This is a genomic window from Maritalea myrionectae (genome assembly GCF_003433515.1).
GTDB classification, from domain to species: Bacteria; Pseudomonadota; Alphaproteobacteria; order Rhizobiales; family Devosiaceae; genus Maritalea; species Maritalea myrionectae.
Map to the genome: position 1 here is coordinate 635,001 of NZ_CP021330.1, position 20,090 is coordinate 655,090.

The 20,090-nt window shown below is 51.7% G+C and carries 21 protein-coding genes, 1 tRNA gene and 2 rRNA genes; 14 read left to right on the forward strand and 10 right to left on the reverse strand.

All coding sequences use genetic code 11. The features are described 5' to 3' along the window. Nucleotides 1–141 precede the first annotated feature (141 nt). The 3 genes from MXMO3_RS03155 (at nucleotide 142) to MXMO3_RS03165 (ending at nucleotide 3,592) form a co-directional block, all read left to right on the forward strand. Nucleotides 142–2,863: ribosomal RNA gene (locus tag MXMO3_RS03155) — 23S ribosomal RNA — on the forward strand. Between the two features lie 104 nt (nucleotides 2,864–2,967). Continuing rightward, nucleotides 2,968–3,083: ribosomal RNA gene (rrf, locus tag MXMO3_RS03160) — 5S ribosomal RNA — on the forward strand. Between the two features lie 113 nt (nucleotides 3,084–3,196). After that, the gene (locus tag MXMO3_RS03165; RefSeq protein WP_117394914.1) at nucleotides 3,197–3,592 is read left to right on the forward strand and encodes a DUF1801 domain-containing protein; all 396 of its coding nucleotides are present in this window, start codon (nucleotides 3,197–3,199) and stop codon (nucleotides 3,590–3,592) included. 4 nt (nucleotides 3,593–3,596) lie between these two features. On the opposite strand, the gene MXMO3_RS03170 is transcribed toward MXMO3_RS03165, so the two are convergent. After that, complete coding sequence (locus MXMO3_RS03170; protein ID WP_162889112.1) at nucleotides 3,597–4,802, reverse strand: MFS transporter; 1,206 nt, start codon at nucleotides 4,800–4,802, stop codon at nucleotides 3,597–3,599. A gap of 95 nt (nucleotides 4,803–4,897) precedes the next feature. On the opposite strand from MXMO3_RS03170, the gene MXMO3_RS03175 reads away from it, so the two are divergent. From MXMO3_RS03175 to MXMO3_RS03205, 7 genes are all read left to right on the forward strand, one after another. After that, complete coding sequence (locus tag MXMO3_RS03175) at nucleotides 4,898–5,704, forward strand: kinase (RefSeq protein WP_117394916.1); 807 nt, start codon at nucleotides 4,898–4,900, stop codon at nucleotides 5,702–5,704. A 12-nt stretch (nucleotides 5,705–5,716) separates the two neighbouring features. Next, nucleotides 5,717–6,325: a flavin reductase family protein gene (locus tag MXMO3_RS03180; protein ID WP_117394917.1), complete on the forward strand. Its 609-nt coding sequence runs from the start codon at nucleotides 5,717–5,719 to the stop codon at nucleotides 6,323–6,325. Nucleotides 6,326–6,342: 17 nt separating this feature from the next. Then, entirely contained in the window at nucleotides 6,343–6,750 is a 408-nt protein-coding gene (locus tag MXMO3_RS03185) for a DUF427 domain-containing protein (RefSeq protein WP_117394918.1), read from the forward strand. Nucleotides 6,751–6,820: 70 nt separating this feature from the next. Then, nucleotides 6,821–7,489, forward strand: coding sequence for a nucleotidyltransferase family protein (locus MXMO3_RS03190; protein ID WP_117394919.1), 669 nt, complete (start codon nucleotides 6,821–6,823; stop codon nucleotides 7,487–7,489). A 73-nt stretch (nucleotides 7,490–7,562) separates the two neighbouring features. Next, complete coding sequence (locus tag MXMO3_RS03195) at nucleotides 7,563–7,967, forward strand: hypothetical protein (RefSeq protein WP_036221926.1); 405 nt, start codon at nucleotides 7,563–7,565, stop codon at nucleotides 7,965–7,967. Then, nucleotides 7,964–8,170 carry a helix-turn-helix transcriptional regulator gene (locus tag MXMO3_RS03200; protein WP_027835096.1) on the forward strand — a complete coding sequence of 69 codons (207 nt, stop codon included), beginning with the start codon at nucleotides 7,964–7,966 and terminating at the stop codon, nucleotides 8,168–8,170. Before MXMO3_RS03195 ends, MXMO3_RS03200 begins: the two co-directional genes overlap by 4 nt. Nucleotides 8,171–8,484: 314 nt before the next feature. Further along, nucleotides 8,485–8,982, forward strand: a complete 498-nt coding sequence (locus tag MXMO3_RS03205; protein WP_117394920.1) for a hypothetical protein — start codon at nucleotides 8,485–8,487, stop codon at nucleotides 8,980–8,982. A gap of 231 nt (nucleotides 8,983–9,213) precedes the next feature. On the opposite strand, the gene MXMO3_RS03210 is transcribed toward MXMO3_RS03205, so the two are convergent. The 4 genes from MXMO3_RS03210 to MXMO3_RS18600 all read right to left on the reverse strand — a co-directional run bounded on the left by MXMO3_RS03210 (nucleotide 9,214) and on the right by MXMO3_RS18600 (nucleotide 12,212). After that, nucleotides 9,214–10,347 (reverse strand): DNA alkylation repair protein, encoded by a 1,134-nt coding sequence (locus tag MXMO3_RS03210; protein ID WP_117394921.1) that lies wholly within the window; start codon nucleotides 10,345–10,347, stop codon nucleotides 9,214–9,216. A 6-nt stretch (nucleotides 10,348–10,353) separates the two neighbouring features. After that, nucleotides 10,354–10,857 carry a lysozyme inhibitor LprI family protein gene (locus tag MXMO3_RS03215; RefSeq protein ID WP_117394922.1) on the reverse strand — a complete coding sequence of 168 codons (504 nt, stop codon included), beginning with the start codon at nucleotides 10,855–10,857 and terminating at the stop codon, nucleotides 10,354–10,356. Between the two features lie 3 nt (nucleotides 10,858–10,860). After that, complete coding sequence (locus tag MXMO3_RS03220; protein WP_027835094.1) at nucleotides 10,861–11,532, reverse strand: DUF599 domain-containing protein; 672 nt, start codon at nucleotides 11,530–11,532, stop codon at nucleotides 10,861–10,863. Nucleotides 11,533–11,618: 86 nt separating this feature from the next. Continuing rightward, the gene (locus tag MXMO3_RS18600) at nucleotides 11,619–12,212 is read right to left on the reverse strand and encodes a TetR/AcrR family transcriptional regulator (RefSeq protein WP_162889113.1); all 594 of its coding nucleotides are present in this window, start codon (nucleotides 12,210–12,212) and stop codon (nucleotides 11,619–11,621) included. 100 nt (nucleotides 12,213–12,312) lie between these two features. On the opposite strand from MXMO3_RS18600, the gene MXMO3_RS03235 reads away from it, so the two are divergent. Beyond that, nucleotides 12,313–13,353: an alpha/beta hydrolase family protein gene (locus tag MXMO3_RS03235; protein WP_162889114.1), complete on the forward strand. Its 1,041-nt coding sequence runs from the start codon at nucleotides 12,313–12,315 to the stop codon at nucleotides 13,351–13,353. Between the two features lies 1 nt (nucleotide 13,354). On the opposite strand, the gene MXMO3_RS03240 is transcribed toward MXMO3_RS03235, so the two are convergent. After that, nucleotides 13,355–14,395 (reverse strand): aldo/keto reductase, encoded by a 1,041-nt coding sequence (locus MXMO3_RS03240; RefSeq protein ID WP_117394925.1) that lies wholly within the window; start codon nucleotides 14,393–14,395, stop codon nucleotides 13,355–13,357. Between the two features lie 205 nt (nucleotides 14,396–14,600). On the opposite strand from MXMO3_RS03240, the gene MXMO3_RS03245 reads away from it, so the two are divergent. Next, nucleotides 14,601–14,677, forward strand: a tRNA-Met gene (locus tag MXMO3_RS03245). 146 nt (nucleotides 14,678–14,823) lie between these two features. After that, nucleotides 14,824–15,759, forward strand: coding sequence for a calcium/sodium antiporter (locus tag MXMO3_RS03250; RefSeq protein WP_117394926.1), 936 nt, complete (start codon nucleotides 14,824–14,826; stop codon nucleotides 15,757–15,759). A 45-nt stretch (nucleotides 15,760–15,804) separates the two neighbouring features. On the opposite strand, the gene MXMO3_RS03255 is transcribed toward MXMO3_RS03250, so the two are convergent. Beyond that, nucleotides 15,805–16,665, reverse strand: a complete 861-nt coding sequence (locus MXMO3_RS03255; protein ID WP_117394927.1) for a YihY/virulence factor BrkB family protein — start codon at nucleotides 16,663–16,665, stop codon at nucleotides 15,805–15,807. A 55-nt stretch (nucleotides 16,666–16,720) separates the two neighbouring features. After that, on the reverse strand, nucleotides 16,721–16,876 hold the full coding sequence (locus tag MXMO3_RS18605) for a hypothetical protein (RefSeq protein ID WP_162889115.1): 156 nt from the start codon (nucleotides 16,874–16,876) through the stop codon (nucleotides 16,721–16,723). Between the two features lie 223 nt (nucleotides 16,877–17,099). Between MXMO3_RS18605 and MXMO3_RS03260 the strand changes: the two genes are divergently transcribed. Further along, the gene (locus MXMO3_RS03260) at nucleotides 17,100–18,074 is read left to right on the forward strand and encodes an SDR family NAD(P)-dependent oxidoreductase (RefSeq protein WP_117394928.1); all 975 of its coding nucleotides are present in this window, start codon (nucleotides 17,100–17,102) and stop codon (nucleotides 18,072–18,074) included. On the opposite strand, the gene MXMO3_RS03265 is transcribed toward MXMO3_RS03260, so the two are convergent. Both MXMO3_RS03265 and MXMO3_RS03270 read right to left on the reverse strand, forming a co-directional pair. Continuing rightward, complete coding sequence (locus MXMO3_RS03265) at nucleotides 18,060–19,436, reverse strand: phosphohexomutase domain-containing protein (RefSeq protein ID WP_205468067.1); 1,377 nt, start codon at nucleotides 19,434–19,436, stop codon at nucleotides 18,060–18,062. The two genes, MXMO3_RS03260 and MXMO3_RS03265, sit on opposite strands and share 15 nt — an antisense overlap. Nucleotides 19,437–19,618: 182 nt before the next feature. Beyond that, nucleotides 19,619–20,062, reverse strand: coding sequence for a MarR family winged helix-turn-helix transcriptional regulator (locus tag MXMO3_RS03270; RefSeq protein ID WP_425462134.1), 444 nt, complete (start codon nucleotides 20,060–20,062; stop codon nucleotides 19,619–19,621). Between the last annotated feature and the right edge of the window lie 28 nt (nucleotides 20,063–20,090).

A 20,090-nucleotide genomic window follows, 5' to 3' on the forward strand; every position in this document is an offset into this window, starting at 1 on the left:
AGTTCATTTGTTTGTTTGACCCGCACCCCGGGGAGAACATTTGATCTTCGTGAAGTTAAATTAAAATTTGATCTAACCTTATCAAATCTGACGATTCGTATAGGCTGCACGGCCTGAATTGCGGATATTGATAATGAGAACAATCAAGTGTCTTAAGGGCATTTAGTGGATGCCTTGGCGCACACAGGCGATGAAAGACGTGATACGCTGCGATAAGCATCGGGGAGCTGCGAATAAGCTTTGATCCGATGATTTCTGAATGGGGAAACCCGACCATTTAGGTCACCCGCAAGGGAGCTAACCTGGGGAACTGAAACATCTAAGTACCCAGAGGAAAGGACATCAACCGAGACTCCGTTAGTAGTGGCGAGCGAACGCGGACCAGGCCAGTGGCCTATATGTAAGAACAGGAATGAGCTGGAAAGCTCAGCCATAGTGGGTGATAGCCCCGTACTGGTAGAAAGCATATAGGTCCTCGAGTAAGGCGGAACACGTGAAATTCTGTCTGAACATGGGGGGACCACCCTCCAAGCCTAAGTACTCGTGTGCGACCGATAGTGAACAAGTACCGTGAGGGAAAGGTGAAAAGCACCCCGACGAGGGGAGTGAAATAGTTCCTGAAACTGGATGCCTACAAACAGTCGGAGCCCGCAAGGGTGACGGCGTACCTTTTGTATAATGGGTCAGCGACTTAATCTAACATGCAAGCTTAAACCGTTAGGTGTATGCGTAGCGAAAGCGAGTCTGAATAGGGCGTTGAGTATGTTGGATTAGACCCGAAACCAAGTGATCTAGCCATGGGCAGGCTGAAGGTGAGGTAACACTTACTGAAGGGCCGAACCCACTTCTGTTGAAAAAGAACGGGATGACCTGTGGCTAGGGGTGAAAGGCCAATCAAACTTGGAAATAGCTGGTTCTCCGCGAAATCTATTTAGGTAGAGCGTCAGACGAATACTCCAGGGGGTAGAGCACTGGATGGGCTAGGGGTCCCCAACGGATTACCAAACCTAACCAAACTCCGAATACCTGGAAGTAATATCTGGCAGACACACTGCGGGTGCTAAGGTCCGTAGTGGAGAGGGAAACAGCCCTGACCTACAGCTAAGGTCCCAAAGTCATGGTTAAGTGGGAAAGCTTGTGGGAATGCACAGACAACCAGGAGGTTGGCTTAGAAGCAGCCATCCTTTAAAGATAGCGTAACAGCTCACTGGTCAAGCGTTCCTGCGGCGAAAATGTACCGGGGCTCAAACCATGCACCGAAGCTTAGGGTTTACACTTTTAGTGTAAGCGGTAGCGGAGCGTTCTGTAAGTCTGCGAAGGGATACCCGTGAGGGGTCCTGGAGATATCAGAAGTGCGAATGCTGACATGAGTAGCGATAAAGAGTGTGAGAGACACTCTCGCCGAAAGTCCAAGGGTTCCTGCGCAATGCTAATCAGCGCAGGGTTAGTCGGCCCCTAAGTCGAGGACGAAAGTCGTAGACGATGGGAAACAGGTTAATATTCCTGTACCTGGTGGTAGTGACGAATTTGTAGATCGGTCAGTCCTTATCGGATTGGTTCTGGCCGTGAGCAGGTTCCAGGAAATAGCTCCACCAACATAGACCGTACTCTAAACCAACACAGGTGGACAGGTAGAGAATACTAAGGCGCTTGAGAGAACTATGCTGAAGGAACTCGGCAAATTGCACGCGTAACTTCGGGATAAGCGTGACCCTTTTTGAGGCAACTCAGGGAGGGTGGCACAGACCAGGGGGTGGCGACTGTTTACTAAAAACATAGGGCTCTGCGAAGTAGCAATACGACGTATAGGGTCTGACGCCTGCCCGGTGCTGGAAGGTTAAAAGGAGATGTGAGAGCATTGAATTGAAGCCCCAGTAAACGGCGGCCGTAACTATAACGGTCCTAAGGTAGCGAAATTCCTTGTCGGGTAAGTTCCGACCTGCACGAATGGCGTAACGACTTCCCCACTGTCTCCAGCATAGACTCAGCGAAATTGAACTCCCCGTGAAGATGCGGGGTTCCTGCGGTTAGACGGAAAGACCCCGTGCACCTTTACTATAGCTTCACACTGGCATTCGTGTCGGCATGTGCAGAATAGGTGGTAGGCTTTGAAATAGTGACGCTAGTTGCTATGGAGCCGCAATGTGAGATACCACCCTTATCGTCATGTATGTCTAACCGCGGCGTAACAGCGTCCGGGACAGTGTGTGGTGGGTAGTTTGACTGGGGCGGTCGCCTCCCAAAGAGTAACGGAGGCGCGCGATGGTGGGCTCAGACCGGTCGGAAATCGGTCGTCGAGTGCAATGGCATAAGCCCGCCTGACTGCGAGACTGACAAGTCGAGCAGAGACGAAAGTCGGTCATAGTGATCCGGTGGTCCCGCGTGGAAGGGCCATCGCTCAACGGATAAAAGGTACGCCGGGGATAACAGGCTGATGATGCCCAAGAGTCCATATCGACGGCATTGTTTGGCACCTCGATGTCGGCTCATCGCATCCTGGGGCTGGAGCAGGTCCCAAGGGTTTGGCTGTTCGCCAATTAAAGCGGTACGCGAGCTGGGTTTAGAACGTCGTGAGACAGTTCGGTCCCTATCTGCCGTGGGTGTAGGAATGTTGAGAAGAGTTGCCCCTAGTACGAGAGGACCGGGGTGAACAGATCTCTGGTGGACCTGTTGTTGCGCCAGCAGCATAGCAGGGTAGCTATATCTGGACGGGATAACCGCTGAAAGCATCTAAGCGGGAAGCCTCCTTCGAAACTAGCATTCCCTTGAGAGCCGTGGGAGACCACCACGTTGATAGGCCAGGTGTGGAAGCGCAGCAATGTGTGAAGCTTACTGGTACTAATAGCTCGATTGGCTTGATTGTTCTCATTAATCAATGTCCGTAACACCAATACCAAACACGAACATCATCACTCAGGATAAACATCCTGAGCATATTTAACTTCACGAAATTTTGCTTTTTGCCGACTTGGTGATTATAGCGAGGTGCTCAGAACACGATCCCATTCCGAACTCGAACGTTAAACACCTCAGCGCCGATGGTACTTTGTCTTAAGGCATGGAAGAGTAGGTCGTTGCCAAGTCTGCTAAAAGCAAAATTATCTCTACGATGTAAAATATACAAAAAACCCCACCTGCTAGAAATAGCCGGTGGGGTTTCTTGCGTTTAGGGGCTAAAACGAAGAGGGAGGGCGGTATGGACATTCAAGAACAAAATATCGCTGCGAAGTTTGACGCGGTGGAAGAGCCTTCACGTGCGCGCTTGTTGGCGTTGCGTGATCTAATCTTTGATGTGGCAAAGGATTTGCCTGAGATCGGGGAATTGTTGGAAACGCTCAAATGGGGTGAGCCCTCCTATCTGCCAAGCAAAAAATGTGTCGGCACGACCGTGCGGATCGGTCCGTCAAAGCTCAAGGATTATGCAGTTTTTGTACATTGCCAAACCACGCTCATTGATGATTTTCGGCACATGTTTCCCGATGAATTCCATTATGAGGGTAATCGCGGTATTCATTTTTCTGTTGATGAGCCGCTGCCCGAAGATCAGCTGCGCCTGTTTATTGCCAACGCGTTGACCTATCATTTGAAATAGGCACTCAGCCTTCCAACATGCCGCCTTTCAGTCGATTGGCGCTGAAATAGAGCACAGCGACGAACAGGGTCAGCGCAGTCATGGTGAGCCAGAGGGCCATGCCGCCAAATTGGTGCAGCAGAAAGCCGCCAAACAAGGGCGCGAACACAAAGCCGAAACTGGAGAGCGACGAGGCGCCGAAATAGGAGCCCTTTAGATGCTCTGGGGCCAGCCGGTCGGTGATGATGTTGAGGGTGGGGAAGAGGATCGCCTCACCAATGCTCAACACGCCCATGGCCACCATAATCCAGACCCAGGGATCGGTGGGCGCGATGGCAAAGCCGAAAAAGCCGCCCGCAAAGAAGATCACTCCGGACATGGCCCGCAAAAAGGGCGACCAGTTTTCCATGAGTTTGAGCAAGGCGAATTGGAAGAGAATTACGGTCCCGCCATTTATCAGGATCAGTGTCGCATAAAGTTCTGTGAGTTCGGGCACGCTCATTTGTCGCAAATATTGCACCAGGCCGGATTCGATTTGGCCGTAGCCCACAAAGCCAATAAATGACGCGAAGACGAACAGGAGAAAAGGCGTGTCTTTGCGCAGTACGGAAAGCGCTGTCGAGAATTTGAGTGGATCGCCCTGCATGGTCCGCTTGAGCGGTTTTTCGATATTGAAGATGACGGCTGCGGCGGTGAAATAGACCATATAGAGGCCGGAGATCCATAAAAAGGTGGATTGCTGGCCGGTGGCGCCAACGAATGTGCCGAGAAGCGGGCCGGTGGCGGCGCCAACATTGAGCATGAAATAACGCACATGCAGCGCCATATCCTTGACCTTGCGGTCGCTGACCATATCGGTCATCAGCGCTTTGCCGGGGTTTTCCACCATGCCGCGGCCGAATGATTGCAATAAGGTGCCCAGAAACAGCACCAGCAGGCTCTCGGCGATGCCGATGACGGCCATGGCGAGTATGTTGAGGAACAGGCCGGCTAGGATGATTTTGCGGCGGCCAATGATGTCCGACAGATAGCCGACATAAAAACCAAAGATGACCCCCACCGTAGCCGAGCCCGTGAGGAAGGCGCCAATTTCAAATTCGTTGAGGCCAAACTTGTTGTGCAGCATGATGGCGAGAAAGGGCCAGACCATGAAGAGGAAGAAGCGCGAGGCAAAGGTGGCGAGTATCAAGAGCCAAATGGTCTTGTTAAATTCTTTAAGGGCTGCAAACATTTGAAGGCTTTCGGGCGGCACGTGATTTGGTTTGATTATCAAATATTCGGTTGGTCTATTTGCTGCAATAAAAAGATGAGTTTTAGAGATTACAAATGAGAAAGCAAGATATTAAAGATCGACTGATCGCGAGCTACGGGCGCTTGATGGGGGAAAACAATTGCCCCTTGGTCGGCCTAGCGGGAGGCCAAGGTATTGGCAAAAGCTATCTGGCGCAGGAAGTGCAGGGGCACTTTGGCGAGGATGTGCTGGTGCTCAGCCTTGATGATTTCTATCTGACAAAAGCGGCGCGGGTGAAATTGGCGGATGAGGTGCATCCTTTATTTGCAACACGCGGTGTGCCGGGGACACATGATGTGGAGATGCTGCGCGATGTGCTGGGCACACTGCAGCGCGGCGAAATTGCGCCGGGTATGAGGCTGCCGCGATTTATCAAAGCTCTGGACGATCGTGCGCCGGAGTCAGATTGGCATGAGGTGACGCGGCCACCAAAATTGATCCTTTTGGAAGGGTGGTGTGTCGGCGTGGCGCCTCAGCGCGAACCAGCGCTACAAGAGCCGATCAATGGATTGGAGCAGGACGAAGATGCGGCTGGGGTGTGGCGACGGGCGGTCAATCAGCATCTTTTGGCGCACTATTACCCCTTGTGGCAGATGATGGTGCATAAGCTCTATTTAAAGCCGTGCGCGTTCTCGCAAATTTTTGATTGGCGTTGGCAGCAGGAACAAGAGAATTTGGCGGCGGTAGGTCGGGTGGCAACGGCAGAGGATCAGACGCGGATTGCCCGATTTATTCAATATTATGAGCGGATCACCCGGCATATGATGCAGCGTGCAGATGATTTTGACATGGTGGTTGAGGTAAGCGGGCCGGATCGTGCCTGGCAGCTGATCAAGTCTTAGAAGGAGAAAATAGTGTCATTCCATTCTTACAATCCGGCGGACGGACATGGGTTGAAACATAATCCGTTTAAGGCGCTGATTTCGCCACGCCCGATTGGCTGGATTTCCTCGCGCAGTGCAGATGGGATCAGCAACCTTGCGCCCTATTCGTTTTTCAATGCCCTGAGCGAAAATCCACCCTTGCTCGGGTTTTCTTCCTCTGGCCGAAAAGACAGTTTGCGTAATATCGAGGCCACTGGCGCGTTTGTGCATAATGTGGCTGGATTGGAGCTGGTCGAGCAGATGAATGCCACCAGCGCGCCTTATGCCGAAGAAATGAGCGAGATTGAAACACTGGGCCTTGAGACCTTGCCCGGCGAAATGGTTGATGTGCCACGGTTGGCAGGTGCGCCAGCCTCTTTTGAATGCAAGCTGGTGGAAATCAAGCAGCTGGAAGATCATAAGGGCACCAAAATCAATAATTACTTTATCATCGGCGAGGTGGTGCGGGTGCATATCCAATCCGACTTGATCACTGATGGTATGATTGATGAGGCAGCGGTTGCCGCCGTTGGGCGCCTCGGCTATTTCAACTATGCGGCGGTGAAGGATATTTTTGCGCTGGCGCGGCCCAAAATCTAATCCGATTGGAGGATAGAATGGTTGAGACAGTGAATGATCTAAACGTGGAATTGGCGCTTAAAGGCGTGGCGGCGCGGCCCGATCAACCACAGCATTTTATGCGGGTGCAGCCTGTGGGCGCGCATGTGGAAATCATGATTGGTGAAGACCAATTGATCGCGACAGACAATGCGGTGTGGCTGCAGGAAGTGGGCAAAACGCTTTATCCGCCTGTTATCTATGTGCCGCAAGATGAGGTGACGGTGCCGCTGGATCGATTGGACAAAACCACCCATTGTCCACTTAAGGGTGATGCCAGCTATTATGCCTTTCGTGATGACGAATTGGGGTGGGCATATGAAAATCCCTTCGAGTTTTCAAACGCCTTAAAAGGCTATATGGCATTTTGGCCCAATAAGGTGCGGGTGGTGATCACGCCGCAATAGTTCGTTGAGCTTATCTCTTTGTGCCTATTTTGTTCTTCTGAAGGCGAGGGGAATCGGGTAGGTTCTGCCCATGACCTATTTGAAATTTGCTGATGCGGACATAGATGAACAAGCGGCGCTGATTTTTAAGATGTGCCGCGAATTTGGTCCGCTTTATGATTATTTTGCGCGGTTGCGCGCCATGGATTTGCCGGATGCGTGGATTGTTTCCGGCGCGATTTACAACAATGTTTGGAATTATTTGACCGAGCGTCCGCCGATGCATGGGGTGAAGGATGTTGACATCTTTTATCATGATGCGGGGGCGACCACCTATGATGATGAAGACAAGATCATCAATGACGCCGAAGCGGTTTTTGCAGGCATGCAGGTGCCGGTTGAGGTGCGCAATCAGGCGCGGGTGCATTTATGGTATCCGGCACATTTTGGTTTTGAATATCCCAAACTCGACCATTCGCGTGAGGCGATTGACCGGTTTGCCTGCACCACCCATTCGGTTGGGATGCGGCTGAATAATAAGGATCAATTTGAGCTTTATGCGCCCTTTGGGTTGCGAGAAATTTTCGCCTTCAATCTGGTGCCAAACTATAATTTGCCCAACAAGGAAACCCACCTCAATAAGGGAGAGCGGCTTTGTGCGCTTTGGCCCGAATTGAAAATGGAACCTTGGGCAGATGAAGTGCCGGCCGATTTGGTGCCGCAACCAGATATGTCGCTTCAATTCGTCGAACACCACTAAATCAATGTGTAACCTTGACGTTACATTTTTGATGTCCTATATGTCACCTTAAGGTTACAAATAGGAGCGAAACATGACGTCTGAATTATTCACAAATGTACGCACTGGGATGTTGGGTCTTACGGGTCTGGTCTGTCTTGTTTATGGCGCGGCGGCTTTGGCCATGGGCACGCCGCAACCCTTTGCCTTTTGGGTGCCCGGCCTTTTCGGGGTGGCCAGCAGTATTCTCATTGCGATTGCAGCGTTTGCAGCAGGCAATGCCAACGCCCGCCGCGCGACTGACGAAGGCTATGTTGCTGACCGCAAGCAAGCCGAAGGCATTGGCTTTTGGGTGGCGATATTGCTTTATCCGGCGTTTGCCGTGCCCCTCTGGCAGGATTGGGTGAGCTATCCCACCGCATTTGCCGCCATGGGCACGCTCACCGCGGCGGCCTATTTGCTGAGCTTTGTTTGGGCCGATGTGAAGGGGCGAGCATGAGTTTAGTTTCACATTTGGCCGAGATCCGCAAAAAGGCAGGACTAACCCAGGCGCAACTTGCTGAAGAGGTCGGCGTGTCGCGCAAAACCATCAACACGGTTGAAAATCATGTGTTTGTGCCATCGACTGTGTTGGCCTTGAAATTGGCGGCGGTGCTGAATGTCAGCGTGCATGATTTGTTTGAGCTAGGAAACGCTGAGTGAAGGTCAGGCTTCTTCCATTCTTTGCCAAAATACTCGCGGGAATGGTTGAAGTTTGAGCCAGGGTCGTCTATAGAAACTATATTATTAACAAATTAGTTAATTATATGGTTTTATGAATATAATTTTGCGTGAATATATTTTCTTTATTGTATTGCTCACTCTGGTGGTTTGGCTCGCGCTATAGATCGTGCCTCTTCCAAATTTGCGTTGGCAGCAATAGTCGCATCCATATACGGCAACACCCTGTGTTGGCGGAATAATCCTATGTAATTCAGCCAATTGTTATCCCTTGTCATTCCGCGAAATGGATGGTTATGAGAAAATTTGGTGTGTTATTGGCGGCTTTGATCCTATCTGGCTGCAGTGCGGCAACGCGAACAGGCGCGGAGCTTGAGCAAAAGTCGAGCAACAACAGTTTTATCTCTGCAAAATCGGACATGGTGGCCATTTCACTGCCAAATGCTCGCAAAATTATGCGCGAATTGAAGTCTTGTTATGATGGCTATCGGCGCAAGGTGACCATGCCGGGGCGGATTTATGATGGCATACCCTATCCGGGTGCCTCGATTGTGATGGAATTCAAAGCCGAACTGACCAATGAAGATGGGAAAGAGCGCTTGGTAGTTTGGAAACAGGACCATGGGGTGACACAGCTATCAGACAAGACAAAGGGCTTTGTGGTGATGTCTTCCACACAGCTGGAGGCTGCTGGCGACGGCACGAAAGTGAACAGCCATCACATTTTCCAATATGGGTTTATTCATGACAGTCTGGTGAAATGGATGCGGGGCGACAAAAGTGATTGCTTTTAGGTTTGAACCATCAGCTTGTGCCGCCTGGTGGTGTGGCCGGCGCTGCTTAAACCGATTTTTAAGGCATTTGTTCAATATTAGATTTCATGAGTATGGTATTGCGTGAATTTATAGTCCTGTTTGGATTGCTCTCACTTGTTGTTTGGCTTGCCATCTAAGGCACTTTTATCGCCCTAGCATGTGATTGCATTGTGTGTGCGTATCTTTCCGCCAGCGACACGTGTGGCGGTGCTAAATGGGCATTTGCAATTCAAAACTTTCGACACCCAATGATCGGCCATTGAGGAAAAGCTCCAGCTTGTGGATGCCGGGGTAGAATGTGCGGGTGGTGATCGGTTTGATCGGCACCGTCTTTTCGCCGGCCAATGGCGTGTTCCTTTCCATTGTTCCTGTACTCAGCTTAAACACTTTCGGCGAAAGCTCGCCATTTGCTTTTTTGAAGTGGATGGCGAAATCCAGAATATAGGGGTGCGGGCCCCGGGCATGCGGGGTCAGCAAATATTTGAATTTCAAGCCGGTGCCGAATTCTACAGTCGGGGTGAGAATTTCAAATTTGCTTTGGTCCAGTTCGATCGGCTTATAGCCGAGCGCAGCCAAAGTCGGTGGGTGTCCTTTTTTGATCAAGGTGCGGCAAGCGTGACGCACAAGCCGTTGCCGATTTTTGCTGGCATCTTGCATCCATCGGGCCGCCAGATCAGCCACAAGATCAGGATGATTTTTGGCGATATCATTGATATTGTTGGCGACAGACCGACGCACATATTCTGTGGGGTCGTCTTTCAAAGTCTCCAAGATTGGCAAGAGCGGGGTCGGGTCTTTAACAAAAGCATGTAACCTGATGCCCCACGGCAGCAATGGGCGGCACCCCTCAGAGGCCAAGCGGCGCACATGGGGATTGTCGCTTTTGGCCCAGCGGTGAAAGGTTTTGAGCGTCGCCTCAGGGTCTTTTGCAAGGAAGGGTCGCACAGCAAACTCGGCGCTAAACCGCTTGGTCAGCTCCTCGAAAAGCGCCGCGGCTTTGGGCCAATCATGAATGCCGATCTCAGCCACGAAATCGCAAATGGGCATAATCGCAAAGCCGTTTAACCCGTCGCGATCATTGCTGGTGACGCCGCCATCAATTGGGGCCTCCGGCCCCAAAGCGCCCAGCAAAATCGGAGCGAGGTCGTCCAATTGATTGGGCAATGTTGCTTTAAGCGCGGTTTGAATTTGCTGACTGCGCTGTTTGAGTTCGTTGGTTTCATGGTCAATTGATGCGACCGCAACGAAATGGTCTGCATCAAAATTTGGCGACTGCGCAGACAAAATTGCGGCCATCCGTCGAATGACCGCAATTGAAAAGAAGTTCTTAAATGGCTCAACCATTTTTGCTTACATCATCGACATGTCGAGAATGCCGCTTAGCTCCGCAGCGCGCTGGGCAGTTGTGTCGAGCATGCAGCTGGCAAAAGCTGTGGTGCGCATGGTGCCATTGCCCCAATAATTATAGTGGAAGGCGCATGACGCATCGCGATAAGCGATCCATTTGCGCTGAGCATCGCGCAAATCTTCAAATTGGTTTGGCTCAAGCACCTGCTTCAAATTTTGATAATTAATGTTGAGAATACTGTCCCACCATGAGTTTTCGCGCATGATGCAGGACGCCATGCCCATTGTGGTCATGCCGCCTTCTTCCTCTTCCATGCAGACTTTTGACGCGGCGCCAATGCACTCTTGCAAGGTGTGGTCTTCGCCCTGCAAATTGAGATCGGTCACAGCCTCCCAGCAATTTTGCATTTCGGTTTCGTCGTCCACCGTGAATTGGTTGTCTTGTGCAAAGGCTGGCTGACAAAGCAATAGCAGCACTGCCGACAGGGCAATTGATTTGAAGTTCATGATTTAAGATTTGTCCTTGGGTTGGGGCAGGCGCGAAATGGCTTCGTTTGATTTTGATAGAAATTCGCGGTGCACAATGAATATAAATGTCAGGATCGCCAAGCCGATGCCGATTTCAGCAGAAATAAACCAGCCCACATTGGCGATGGAAAAATAATAGGCGCGGATGCCGTTGTTGAAATAGCGAGCGCCCTGGGCATTTAGTTGCGCCATGGCGGCTGTTTCTTCAGGGTCGGCGGTTTCGCTGTGGTCGGCTGCGCCCAGCAAAATGCAAAAGTGATTGAACTGTCGCAACGATAGGGTGAACGAAAGAAAGGCCAAGACCACCATCACCAACATAATGATCAGATGCAGTTGATATTCACCCACGCTATAGGCGCCATTGACCTGCACGGTGCGCAGGGCCGGTAGCAATTCGTTCAATTGCCCGAAGATGGCAAACATGGCCAAAATCAACAGCACCGAACTGGACGCAAAGAAGGACACCGAATTCATGATGTTGCCCGTGAGGATGGCATCAAACGGGGTGTCGCGCCGGACGGCATTGGCGACCCAGCGATAGCGCTGGTGAATCATCATCGCGGTAATGGAGGGACGCTTGCGGCTGATTTGTTTGGATATGGTGCCGTAGCTCAGCCAAAAAATGAGCGGCAAAAGCGTAGAAATAAGTGCCATACCGACTGCGCCCCCTAATTCGAGTTGGTTTTCATAATCATACCGATAAATGGAATGATGGCGAGGGCTTTTTATGTTGAATGCGACTAGGCAAAGAGCCCGCGGATGGTTTTTTGCACGCTCATGACCAATTGTTTGCGCGGTGGTAGATCATTATGAGCGGCCCGCGCGACCAACCCATCGAGCAGCGCCAGAAAAATGAAAATCTGTGCTTTAATGTGCTGGTCGCGCTTTAAAGAGAATGGCTTTGCGGCCCGATTGAAAATTTTCTCCAGCTCGGTTTGGAATTGTGCTTCCACCTCATCAAAGGTTTTGGATATGGAGGTGTTGCGGCTCGCTTCAGCGCTGATCTCCACCATCAGGCGGGCAAAATCTGGATCAAGAACATGGTCCAGCAGGTCGGGGACCGCCTCTTGCAACGCGGCCACCGGGTCTTTGGCCTCAGCCAGAAAGTCGATCAGGTCGGTGTTGGATTGATGCTCACTGGCGGCGATGGCCTCGATGATGGATTGTTTTGACGGGAAATAGCGGTAGAGCGCGCCGGGGCTGATTTCCCCCCGGGAACAGATTTGCTGCATCGATGTTTGGTGGATGCCATGCTCAATGAAGCAGGCACGTGCGGCTGCCAAAATCTGGCTTTTGCGCTTTACGTGCAGGGCGTCATCTTTTTTCCGCGCCATAAAAAGTCCTTTGATAGAATACCCATTCTATAAATTATGCTTGCACAATTCTCAAGCTATGATAATTAAGCGAACAATTATTCTATTAATCGGTGTTGATATGATTTCTCGAGGAGCGGTTTTTGGCACAAGCGCTGTGTTTGGCGTGGTGCTTGTGGCGTTGGCTTTTGTGTTTCTTTCCCCTGATGCAGTGCATGCGACAAGGCAAATTGAATTTGATTTTCAAGAAAATCAGGTCGCAGGGCAGATCATATTGCCGAAAAACTATGATGGTGAGCCGATTGATTGCATTGTCTTTGTGCATGGGGATGGCGCGATGGACCGCGGCGCTTTTGGCTATTTTGACCCCTATTTCAGCACGTTCGCCCAACAAGGTTGGTGCACCCTTTCATGGGACAAGCCGGGCGTTGAAGCGTCGGAAGGTGATTGGCTTTCCTTCTCAATGGCTGATCGAGCGGCGCTTGTGGAAGCGGGCATTGAGGCGTTGCGCAGCCAAAGCAGCGTCAATGTGGATCAGGTCGGGGTGCTGGGCTTTTCGCAAGCTGGCTGGGTGATGCCCAAAATTGATGCGGCGGCTCATCAGGTCGAGTTTATGGTGTTTGTGTCCCCTGCGATCAATTGGATGGCCCAGTCCAATTATATGACCCAGCTTCGCCGCAGTTTTGCCCCGGACAGTGACGCGAAAATTGCGGCGGAAGCGCAGTTGGATGCACTGATCGAAAATGGGGGCAGCTATCAAGATTATGTGCGCTTGAGTGAAGGTGTTGAGTTTTTTGATGCGGATGATTTTACCGAGCAATGGTGGGACTTTGCCGTGCGCAATGCGGGCGCGGATATGACCCAGGATTTGGCTGCCCTGCCGGCCATGCCCATCTTGTTGCTCGCAGGCGGCCGGGATGGCCAGGTGGACGCACAGAATAGTGTTGAGACATTTGAGCGGTTGGTGCCGGAGGATCAACTCCGAGTGGTCTGGTTTGATGAGGCGGGGCACAGCATGCTGCCCGTGGACGAACGTAAACCCATGAGTGGCAATGATGGGCTGTGGCTACTTGGTAAAGTGATGCTATGGGGCAGTGAGGCGTTTGTGGATGGCTATTGGGCAGCGTTGAATGGCTTCATCGCCGCCCAATTTGAGCCGTGATTTAGATCGGCATCGGGTATTGCCGGTAAATCTCGGCAATACCGGCCATCACGTCCTTGGACAATTCGATGTCTTTCGCCGCGATGTCTGTTTTGAGCTGATCCATATTGGTGGCCCCAATGATCACTGAGGTCATGAATGGGCGGGTGAGGCAGAAGGCCAGTGCCATTTGGCACACATCCAGCCCATGTTTTTCAGCCAGTGCCATATATGCGCGAATGGCAGGTTCTGAGTGGGTGGAGTTGCGATAGATGGTGGCTTTTACCAGATCGCCGCGCGTGCCTTTTGGGATGTTGCCATCCAAATATTTGCCAGAGAGAGCACCCGCCGCCAAGGCGGAATACGCCAACAAGCCAACCTGCTCATGGTGGGCGACTTCAGCCAGATCATGGTCGAAATAGCGGCGCAATAGGCCATATTCATTTTGGATTGAGGCCATGCGCGGCAACCCATATTGCTCGGCCAGATTGACAAATTGCATGGTGCCCCACGCTGTTTCGTTCGACAGGCCGACATGGCGGATTTTGCCATCACGCACCAAGGCGTCGAGCGTTTCAAGCACCTCAAGCATATTGGCTTTCACCTCAGCCGTGTCTTGATTGCTCGGATCGTAATCAAATCCCGTGTTGAAATGGTAATGTCCGCGATTGGGCCAATGAAGTTGGTAAAGGTCGATATAGTCGGTTTGCAGCCGGGACAAGCTGCCTTCAACCGCGCGACGAATGGCGGCGCCGGTGATTGGTTCACCATCGCGAATCCACGACACGCCTTCGCCAGCAATTTTGGTGGCCAAGACCACCTGATCGCGCTTGCCTGATTTTTTGAACCAGCTGCCAATATATTCTTCGGTCAGCCCTTGGGTCTCTTCATTGGTCGGCACCGCATAAAGCTCAGCCGTATCAAAAAAATTGATGTCCTGATCGAGGGCATAATCCATTTGCTCATGGGCTTCTTGTTCGGTGTTCTGACGGCCCCAGGTCATGGTGCCCAAGCAGATTTCGCTCACCTTTATATCGGTGCGCCCAAGTTGATTGAATTTCATAGGATATCTCTTCTTTTCGCAGGGAGATTTCAGCCTAAACTAGAGGTAATTTCGAGCGCAAGGCGACATGTCACCGTTTTATGAATTTTTTTTTGAATTTATGCGAAATAACCCTTCACAAACACATGAATCCCCCCTATACAGGCGCTGTCTTTGATTGACGATGATCGTGTTTCAACACGTTGTCAAAAATTTCGACATTTGACGCGGGGTGGAGCAGCCCGGTAGCTCGTCAGGCTCATAACCTGAAGGTCGTAGGTTCAAATCCTACCCCCGCAACCAATCTCTTTTGAAATTTGAGCTATGTTTTTGCCCCCTTGCCGGTGCAAGGGTTTAAGTCGCGCCGCAAATTGGCTACCGTGTGTGGCAATGCGCTTCTATTTCTCACAGCAATTGATGCAATTTGGCGATTGCCAAAAGAGTGACCCATGGAAATTGTTCTCGGTTTAATTCTGCTGCTTGTTGGCGGCGATACGTTGGTGCGCGGCTCGGTTGCAGTTGCGCGCAAGATCGGTATTTCAGAACTGATGATCGGCCTCACCCTTGTGGGGTTTGGCACATCCACCCCTGAATTGGTGACCAGCATTCAGGCCGCGCTGGCCGGGTCGCCCGGCATCGCCGTGGGCAATGTGGTGGGCAGCAATATTGCCAATATTTTGCTGATCCTGGGTACGGCCGCCCTTATTTATCCCATCGCCTGCCAGCCTGCCGCGATTCGTCGCGATGGTTTTGTGCTGGTTCTGGCGGCCCTAAGTTGTGTGGCGGTTTCCCTCTGGGGGCATATGAATTTGTGGGTGGGCGTGCTGTTTATTCTGCTGCTCGCCGCTTATCTGTTTTACAGCTATTTAAACGAGCGCAACACGCAACAGCCCTCGGCAGAGCTGCATCGGGCCGAGGTGGAGATTGCCGAGCCCTGGACGCAAAAATTGTGGGTTGGGCTCGTTTTGGCGGTCGTTGGAATCGTCCTGACGATTTTGGGCGCGCAGTTTCTGGTGTCCGGCGCGATCAAGCTCTCGCGTGCCTGGGGAATTTCTGAAACCATCATTGGCTTGACCATTGTTGCCGTAGGCACGTCATTGCCTGAACTGGTGACCTCCATCGTTGCCGCGCTCAAAAGGAAATCTGACCTTGCGCTGGGCAATGTGATCGGCAGCAATATTTATAATGTCTGGTTTATTCTGGGGGCGACGTCGCTTGTGAAACCCATAGACTTCCCCAGCTCTATCGTGGTTGTCGATATTTGGGTGATGCTGGCCGCGAGCATTTTGATGCTGGTTATCGCCCTTAAGCGCGGCGCGATATCGCGCTGGGTGGGCTTGGGGTTCCTTGTGCTTTACGGCGTTTATATTGCCACTATGGCCTGAGTTGTCGCTGAGCCATGCGCAAGATGTTGGTAAACCGGTCAAACGTTAACTGGCGTTTTTGCGCACCAGCGATTTCTGATGCAGGGTCTTCGCATATTCTGCGCCGAGCAGGAAAACGGCGCTGGAATAAAACACCCAAATCATCAGCAAAATGATTGACCCAGTGACGCCATAAGCGGAGCCGGGCTTAACCCAGCCAAAATACAATCCCATGCCATACTCGCCCAACATGAACAGGGCCGCAGCGAGGAGCGCGCCGGGGGCGACGTGCGACCAGCTGACGTTACGGTCGGGCAGTATTTTAAGGATAACTGCGAACAGCAAGCTGATGATGGTGAGCGACAGGATCAGATTGACGCTGTGCGCCAGCACCGCAAACATATCTGGCAGGTGGTCGATGATCCAATCGGTCAATGAGCTGATGGTCGAGGTGATCACCAAAGAAACGGCAAGGACAAAAAGCACGCCCATCATGACCGCGAAGGAAATGAGACGCCGTAGCACCAGCGCCTGAAAGTTTGACACTTTGCTGTCGTCAATGTCCCAAATATAGTTGAGCGCCTTTTGCAGCTGTAAAAAAAGCCGCAATGCGGCATAGACGAGCACTGTACCCGCGAAAATGAAGGGGATGAAACTTTTCTCTGATGGTGCCGTGTTGGCAACGATTGTCCGGAAGGTCTCGGCAGCGTCGGCGCCGAAATTGGCGCGCAAAAAGCCAAACACCTGCATGCGTACGGCGTCTTCTTGCATAAACATTGACGCCAAGCCCAGATAGAGAATGATCAGGGCAGGGAAAGAAAAAATCGTATAGAAGGCCACAGCGGCGCTCTGGGTGAACGGATCATTGTTCCACCAGCGCCCAATAGCCGTCTTTAGCGGCGATATTCTTGTTTCAGTGATGCCCATATCGATTAAGTATGTGAAGGCGGGGCGCGGTGACTAGGCCGCTCCCGCCAATGCACTATTTGTCGTCTTTGCGCTCTAGCTTTGCGTCCTCATCGGATTCCTTGGTTGTACCTGGTGTCCATGAGGGTGGGTCGCTGGCGGGAAAGCTATCGTCGAGTTGATCGTCGATCTCTTTTTGAGTGCGCTTTGTTTCTTTGTTTTTTTCGGTCATAAGCACTCTCCTTTCGTTACATATTGCAACGCATTTTTGGCCCTAAAGTTCCATTTTTGGGCTGTTTAGCCCTTCAATCTTTGGTTGATTTGTCACGAATGGTCGGATTCACTAAAATCAGTTCGCCATTGCATGTTGATGGGAAATTGTGAAAAGTACGGGCAAAAGTTTTAGGATTGCAAAGCTGATGTCGGGGGGCATCGGTTCACTTTAAGGATTTATTATGAGCACACAGCTTCTGCCTTTCGGCAAGAAAGGCTGGAATTATGGTCGGGTGCCGGATTTATCGGGCCGCCATTATGCCATTACCGGGGGCAATACCGGGATTGGCTTTGAAACAGCGAAAATGCTGCTTCAAAATAATGCCCAAGTGACAATTTTTTGCCGCTCTGAGGAGCGTACGCGGCAGGCTGTGCGGGAGTTGGCCGACTTTCGCAGCGTAAATGCCAAAATTGAATATGAATTGATGGATCTCGCCAATCTGGAAACAGTGCGCATGGCGGCAGATCGGTTTGTCGGATTTCACGAAAAACTGGACGGGTTGATCAACAATACAAGCATTGTGATGGTGCCCGAGCGGGTGGAAACACCGCAAGGGTTTGAATTGCAGATGGGGGCCAATCATTTTGGCCATTTTTTGTTTTCGTCATTGCTGTTTGATCTGATCCAAAAGGGCAATGGTCGTGTTGTCACGGTCTCTTCGGTGGCGCACCGCTGGGGGGCGGAGAAGATCGATTTTGATGATCTACATTTTGAAAAGAATTATACGCCCATGGCTGCCTTTGGCCAAAGCAAGCTGGCCAACATCATGTTTATGCTGGAGTTAAACCGGCGCTTGCTGGCGCAGGAGCGGCCCGTCAACGGATTTTTGTGCCACCCGGGATATGCGGCCACCAATGCCCAACGTGTTGGGTCAGGCTTTTTCACCCGCATCGGGCTTGAGGTGATGAATGTGATGTTTGCCCATTCGCCATTTCATGGCGCGAAGTCGCAAGTGTTGGCCCTTACAGACCCCGATGCAAAGCCGGGGCTATTTTATGGTCCAACAAAAATGCGCGGCCTGTCGGGACCCGTTGGGGTGACGCCAATTTCCCACGCGGCTGTTGATCATGAAGCGGCGTCGAGATTGTGGGACGTTTCAGAAGAACTCACCGGGGCAGAATGGAATTTGCCCCCAGTGGGGTCAGCCGCGAATTAGGTTTGACAAAAGCGCTGTTTTTTCAGCCAAGAGGGGCTTGTTGCCGCGGGTTTCTAGGTTGAGGCGCAGCAAGGGTTCGGTGTTGGAGGCGCGGATGTTGCAGCGCCATTCATCAAACACCATGCCTAGGCCATCAATGTCTTCCACTTCGTTGGCTTTGCTGGCCAACTCGTCTTGCAGCTTCTTGATGGTGGTGGGCGCATCGTCAACGGTGAAATTGATTTCACCGGAGCAGGGGAATTTTTCAATGCGGGCGGCGACCATCTCTTTCAAGCTGATGCCGGATTGGCAAATTTCTGCCACGATGGCGAGCCAGGGCAACATGCCGGTGTCGCAATAAGCAAAGTCCTTGAAATAATGGTGGGCGCTCATCTCGCCGCCATAAATTGCATCATTGTCGCGCATGACCTTTTTGAAAAAAGTATGGCCAGTGCGACAAACGATAGGCGTGCCGCCTGCCGCTTCGATCTGATCAATTGTGTTCCAGGTGAGCCGCGGATCATAAACCACCTTGCCGCCGCCATTTTGGCGCACCAATGTTTGGCCGATCAGGCCGACAAGGTAGTAACCCTCCACGAAGGTGCCTTCATGGTCATAAAAGAAGCAGCGGTCAAAATCGCCATCCCACGCGATGCCCAGATCTGCGTCGTGGGCTTTAACCGCATCTGCGGCGCGTTGGCGTTTTTCCGGCAATAGCGGATTTGGAATGCCGTTCGGCAAGCGGCCATCCGGTTCATTGTCCACTTTGATAAATTCAAAGGGGAGGTGCGGCTCAAGCAAATCAATGATGGGGCCGGCGCAGCCATTGCCACCATGGGCCACAATCTTAAGAGGCTTGAGATCGACATTTTCGACTTGGGCGAGCAGTCGCTCAATATAAAGATTGCGGTCAAGGGTGGGTTGGGCTTTGCCGCGCGCGGCAAATTCGGCCACCACGTCAAACGCATCTTCACCCATCACCAGCGTTTCCATTGGGCCAAGAGTGTTTTCCTGCGTCGCCGCAGTGGCACCTTTGAGCACGATTTTGATGCCGTTATAGCTATCAGGGTTATGACTTGCGGTGACCATCAAGCCCACATCTGCATTCATTTGCGCTGTATGGAAATAAACTTCTTCGGTGCCACATTGGCCAACGGGGTACACATCGACGCCGCTATCCTGCAGCCCTTGCTGTAATGCAGCGGCAAGCGGGGCGCTATCCAACCGCATATCGTGGCCAACCACCACTGAATTTGGCGCCGCGTGGGCCGCCATGGCTTGGCCAAAACGATAGGCGAAGGGCATGTTGATCTGGGTGGGGATCATGCCACGCACATCATAGGCTTTAAAAGGCGATCCAATTGGTTTTGCGGCGCGTGACATAAAGACCTCTTAGATTTTTGTTTTTTCCGGCTTATCGGTTGCAGCTTAATGGGAGGTGAACCCGGCGCTATAATGTTGAAGCGTGCCGCAGAAATATAACGACAAATAGGCTAAAAATGGCAAAAAATAAATCGCTGCCCGCGGATAGGTTCACGCGGGCAGCGATTTTGGATTATACTAATTTACTGTGGATCAATTAGCGTTTCGATTGCCTCAAGGCTGGTTTCAAGCGCGGCAGCGTTGCTCGGGCCCAGTGCGCTGTAGATCTGGTCCTGAAAGTTTCGCGCCACATCCGATAGTTCGAGATAGGCTTTTTGCCCCTGCAATGTCAGTTCAAGATGCTCCACACGGCGGTCATTTTGATCAACAGTGCGTTTCAACCAGCGGCGTTGTTCCAGTGTAAAAATGGCGCGTGACACTTTGGTTTTATGCATGGATGAGTGCTGGCAAATCTGCTTGGCGGTGATGTTGCCAAACTGGCCAATAGTGGCCAAAGTCCGCCATTCCGGGCGGGTCATGCCGTGTCGCTTCTTATATTCAACGGCGAATCTTTGCGACACTTTTTCTGCCGCTTGATTGAGCCGATAGGCGATAAAATTTTCTAGCGGTAACACCGCCTCATTGATATTGTTCTGGTCCATTTCGTTCCTCCCC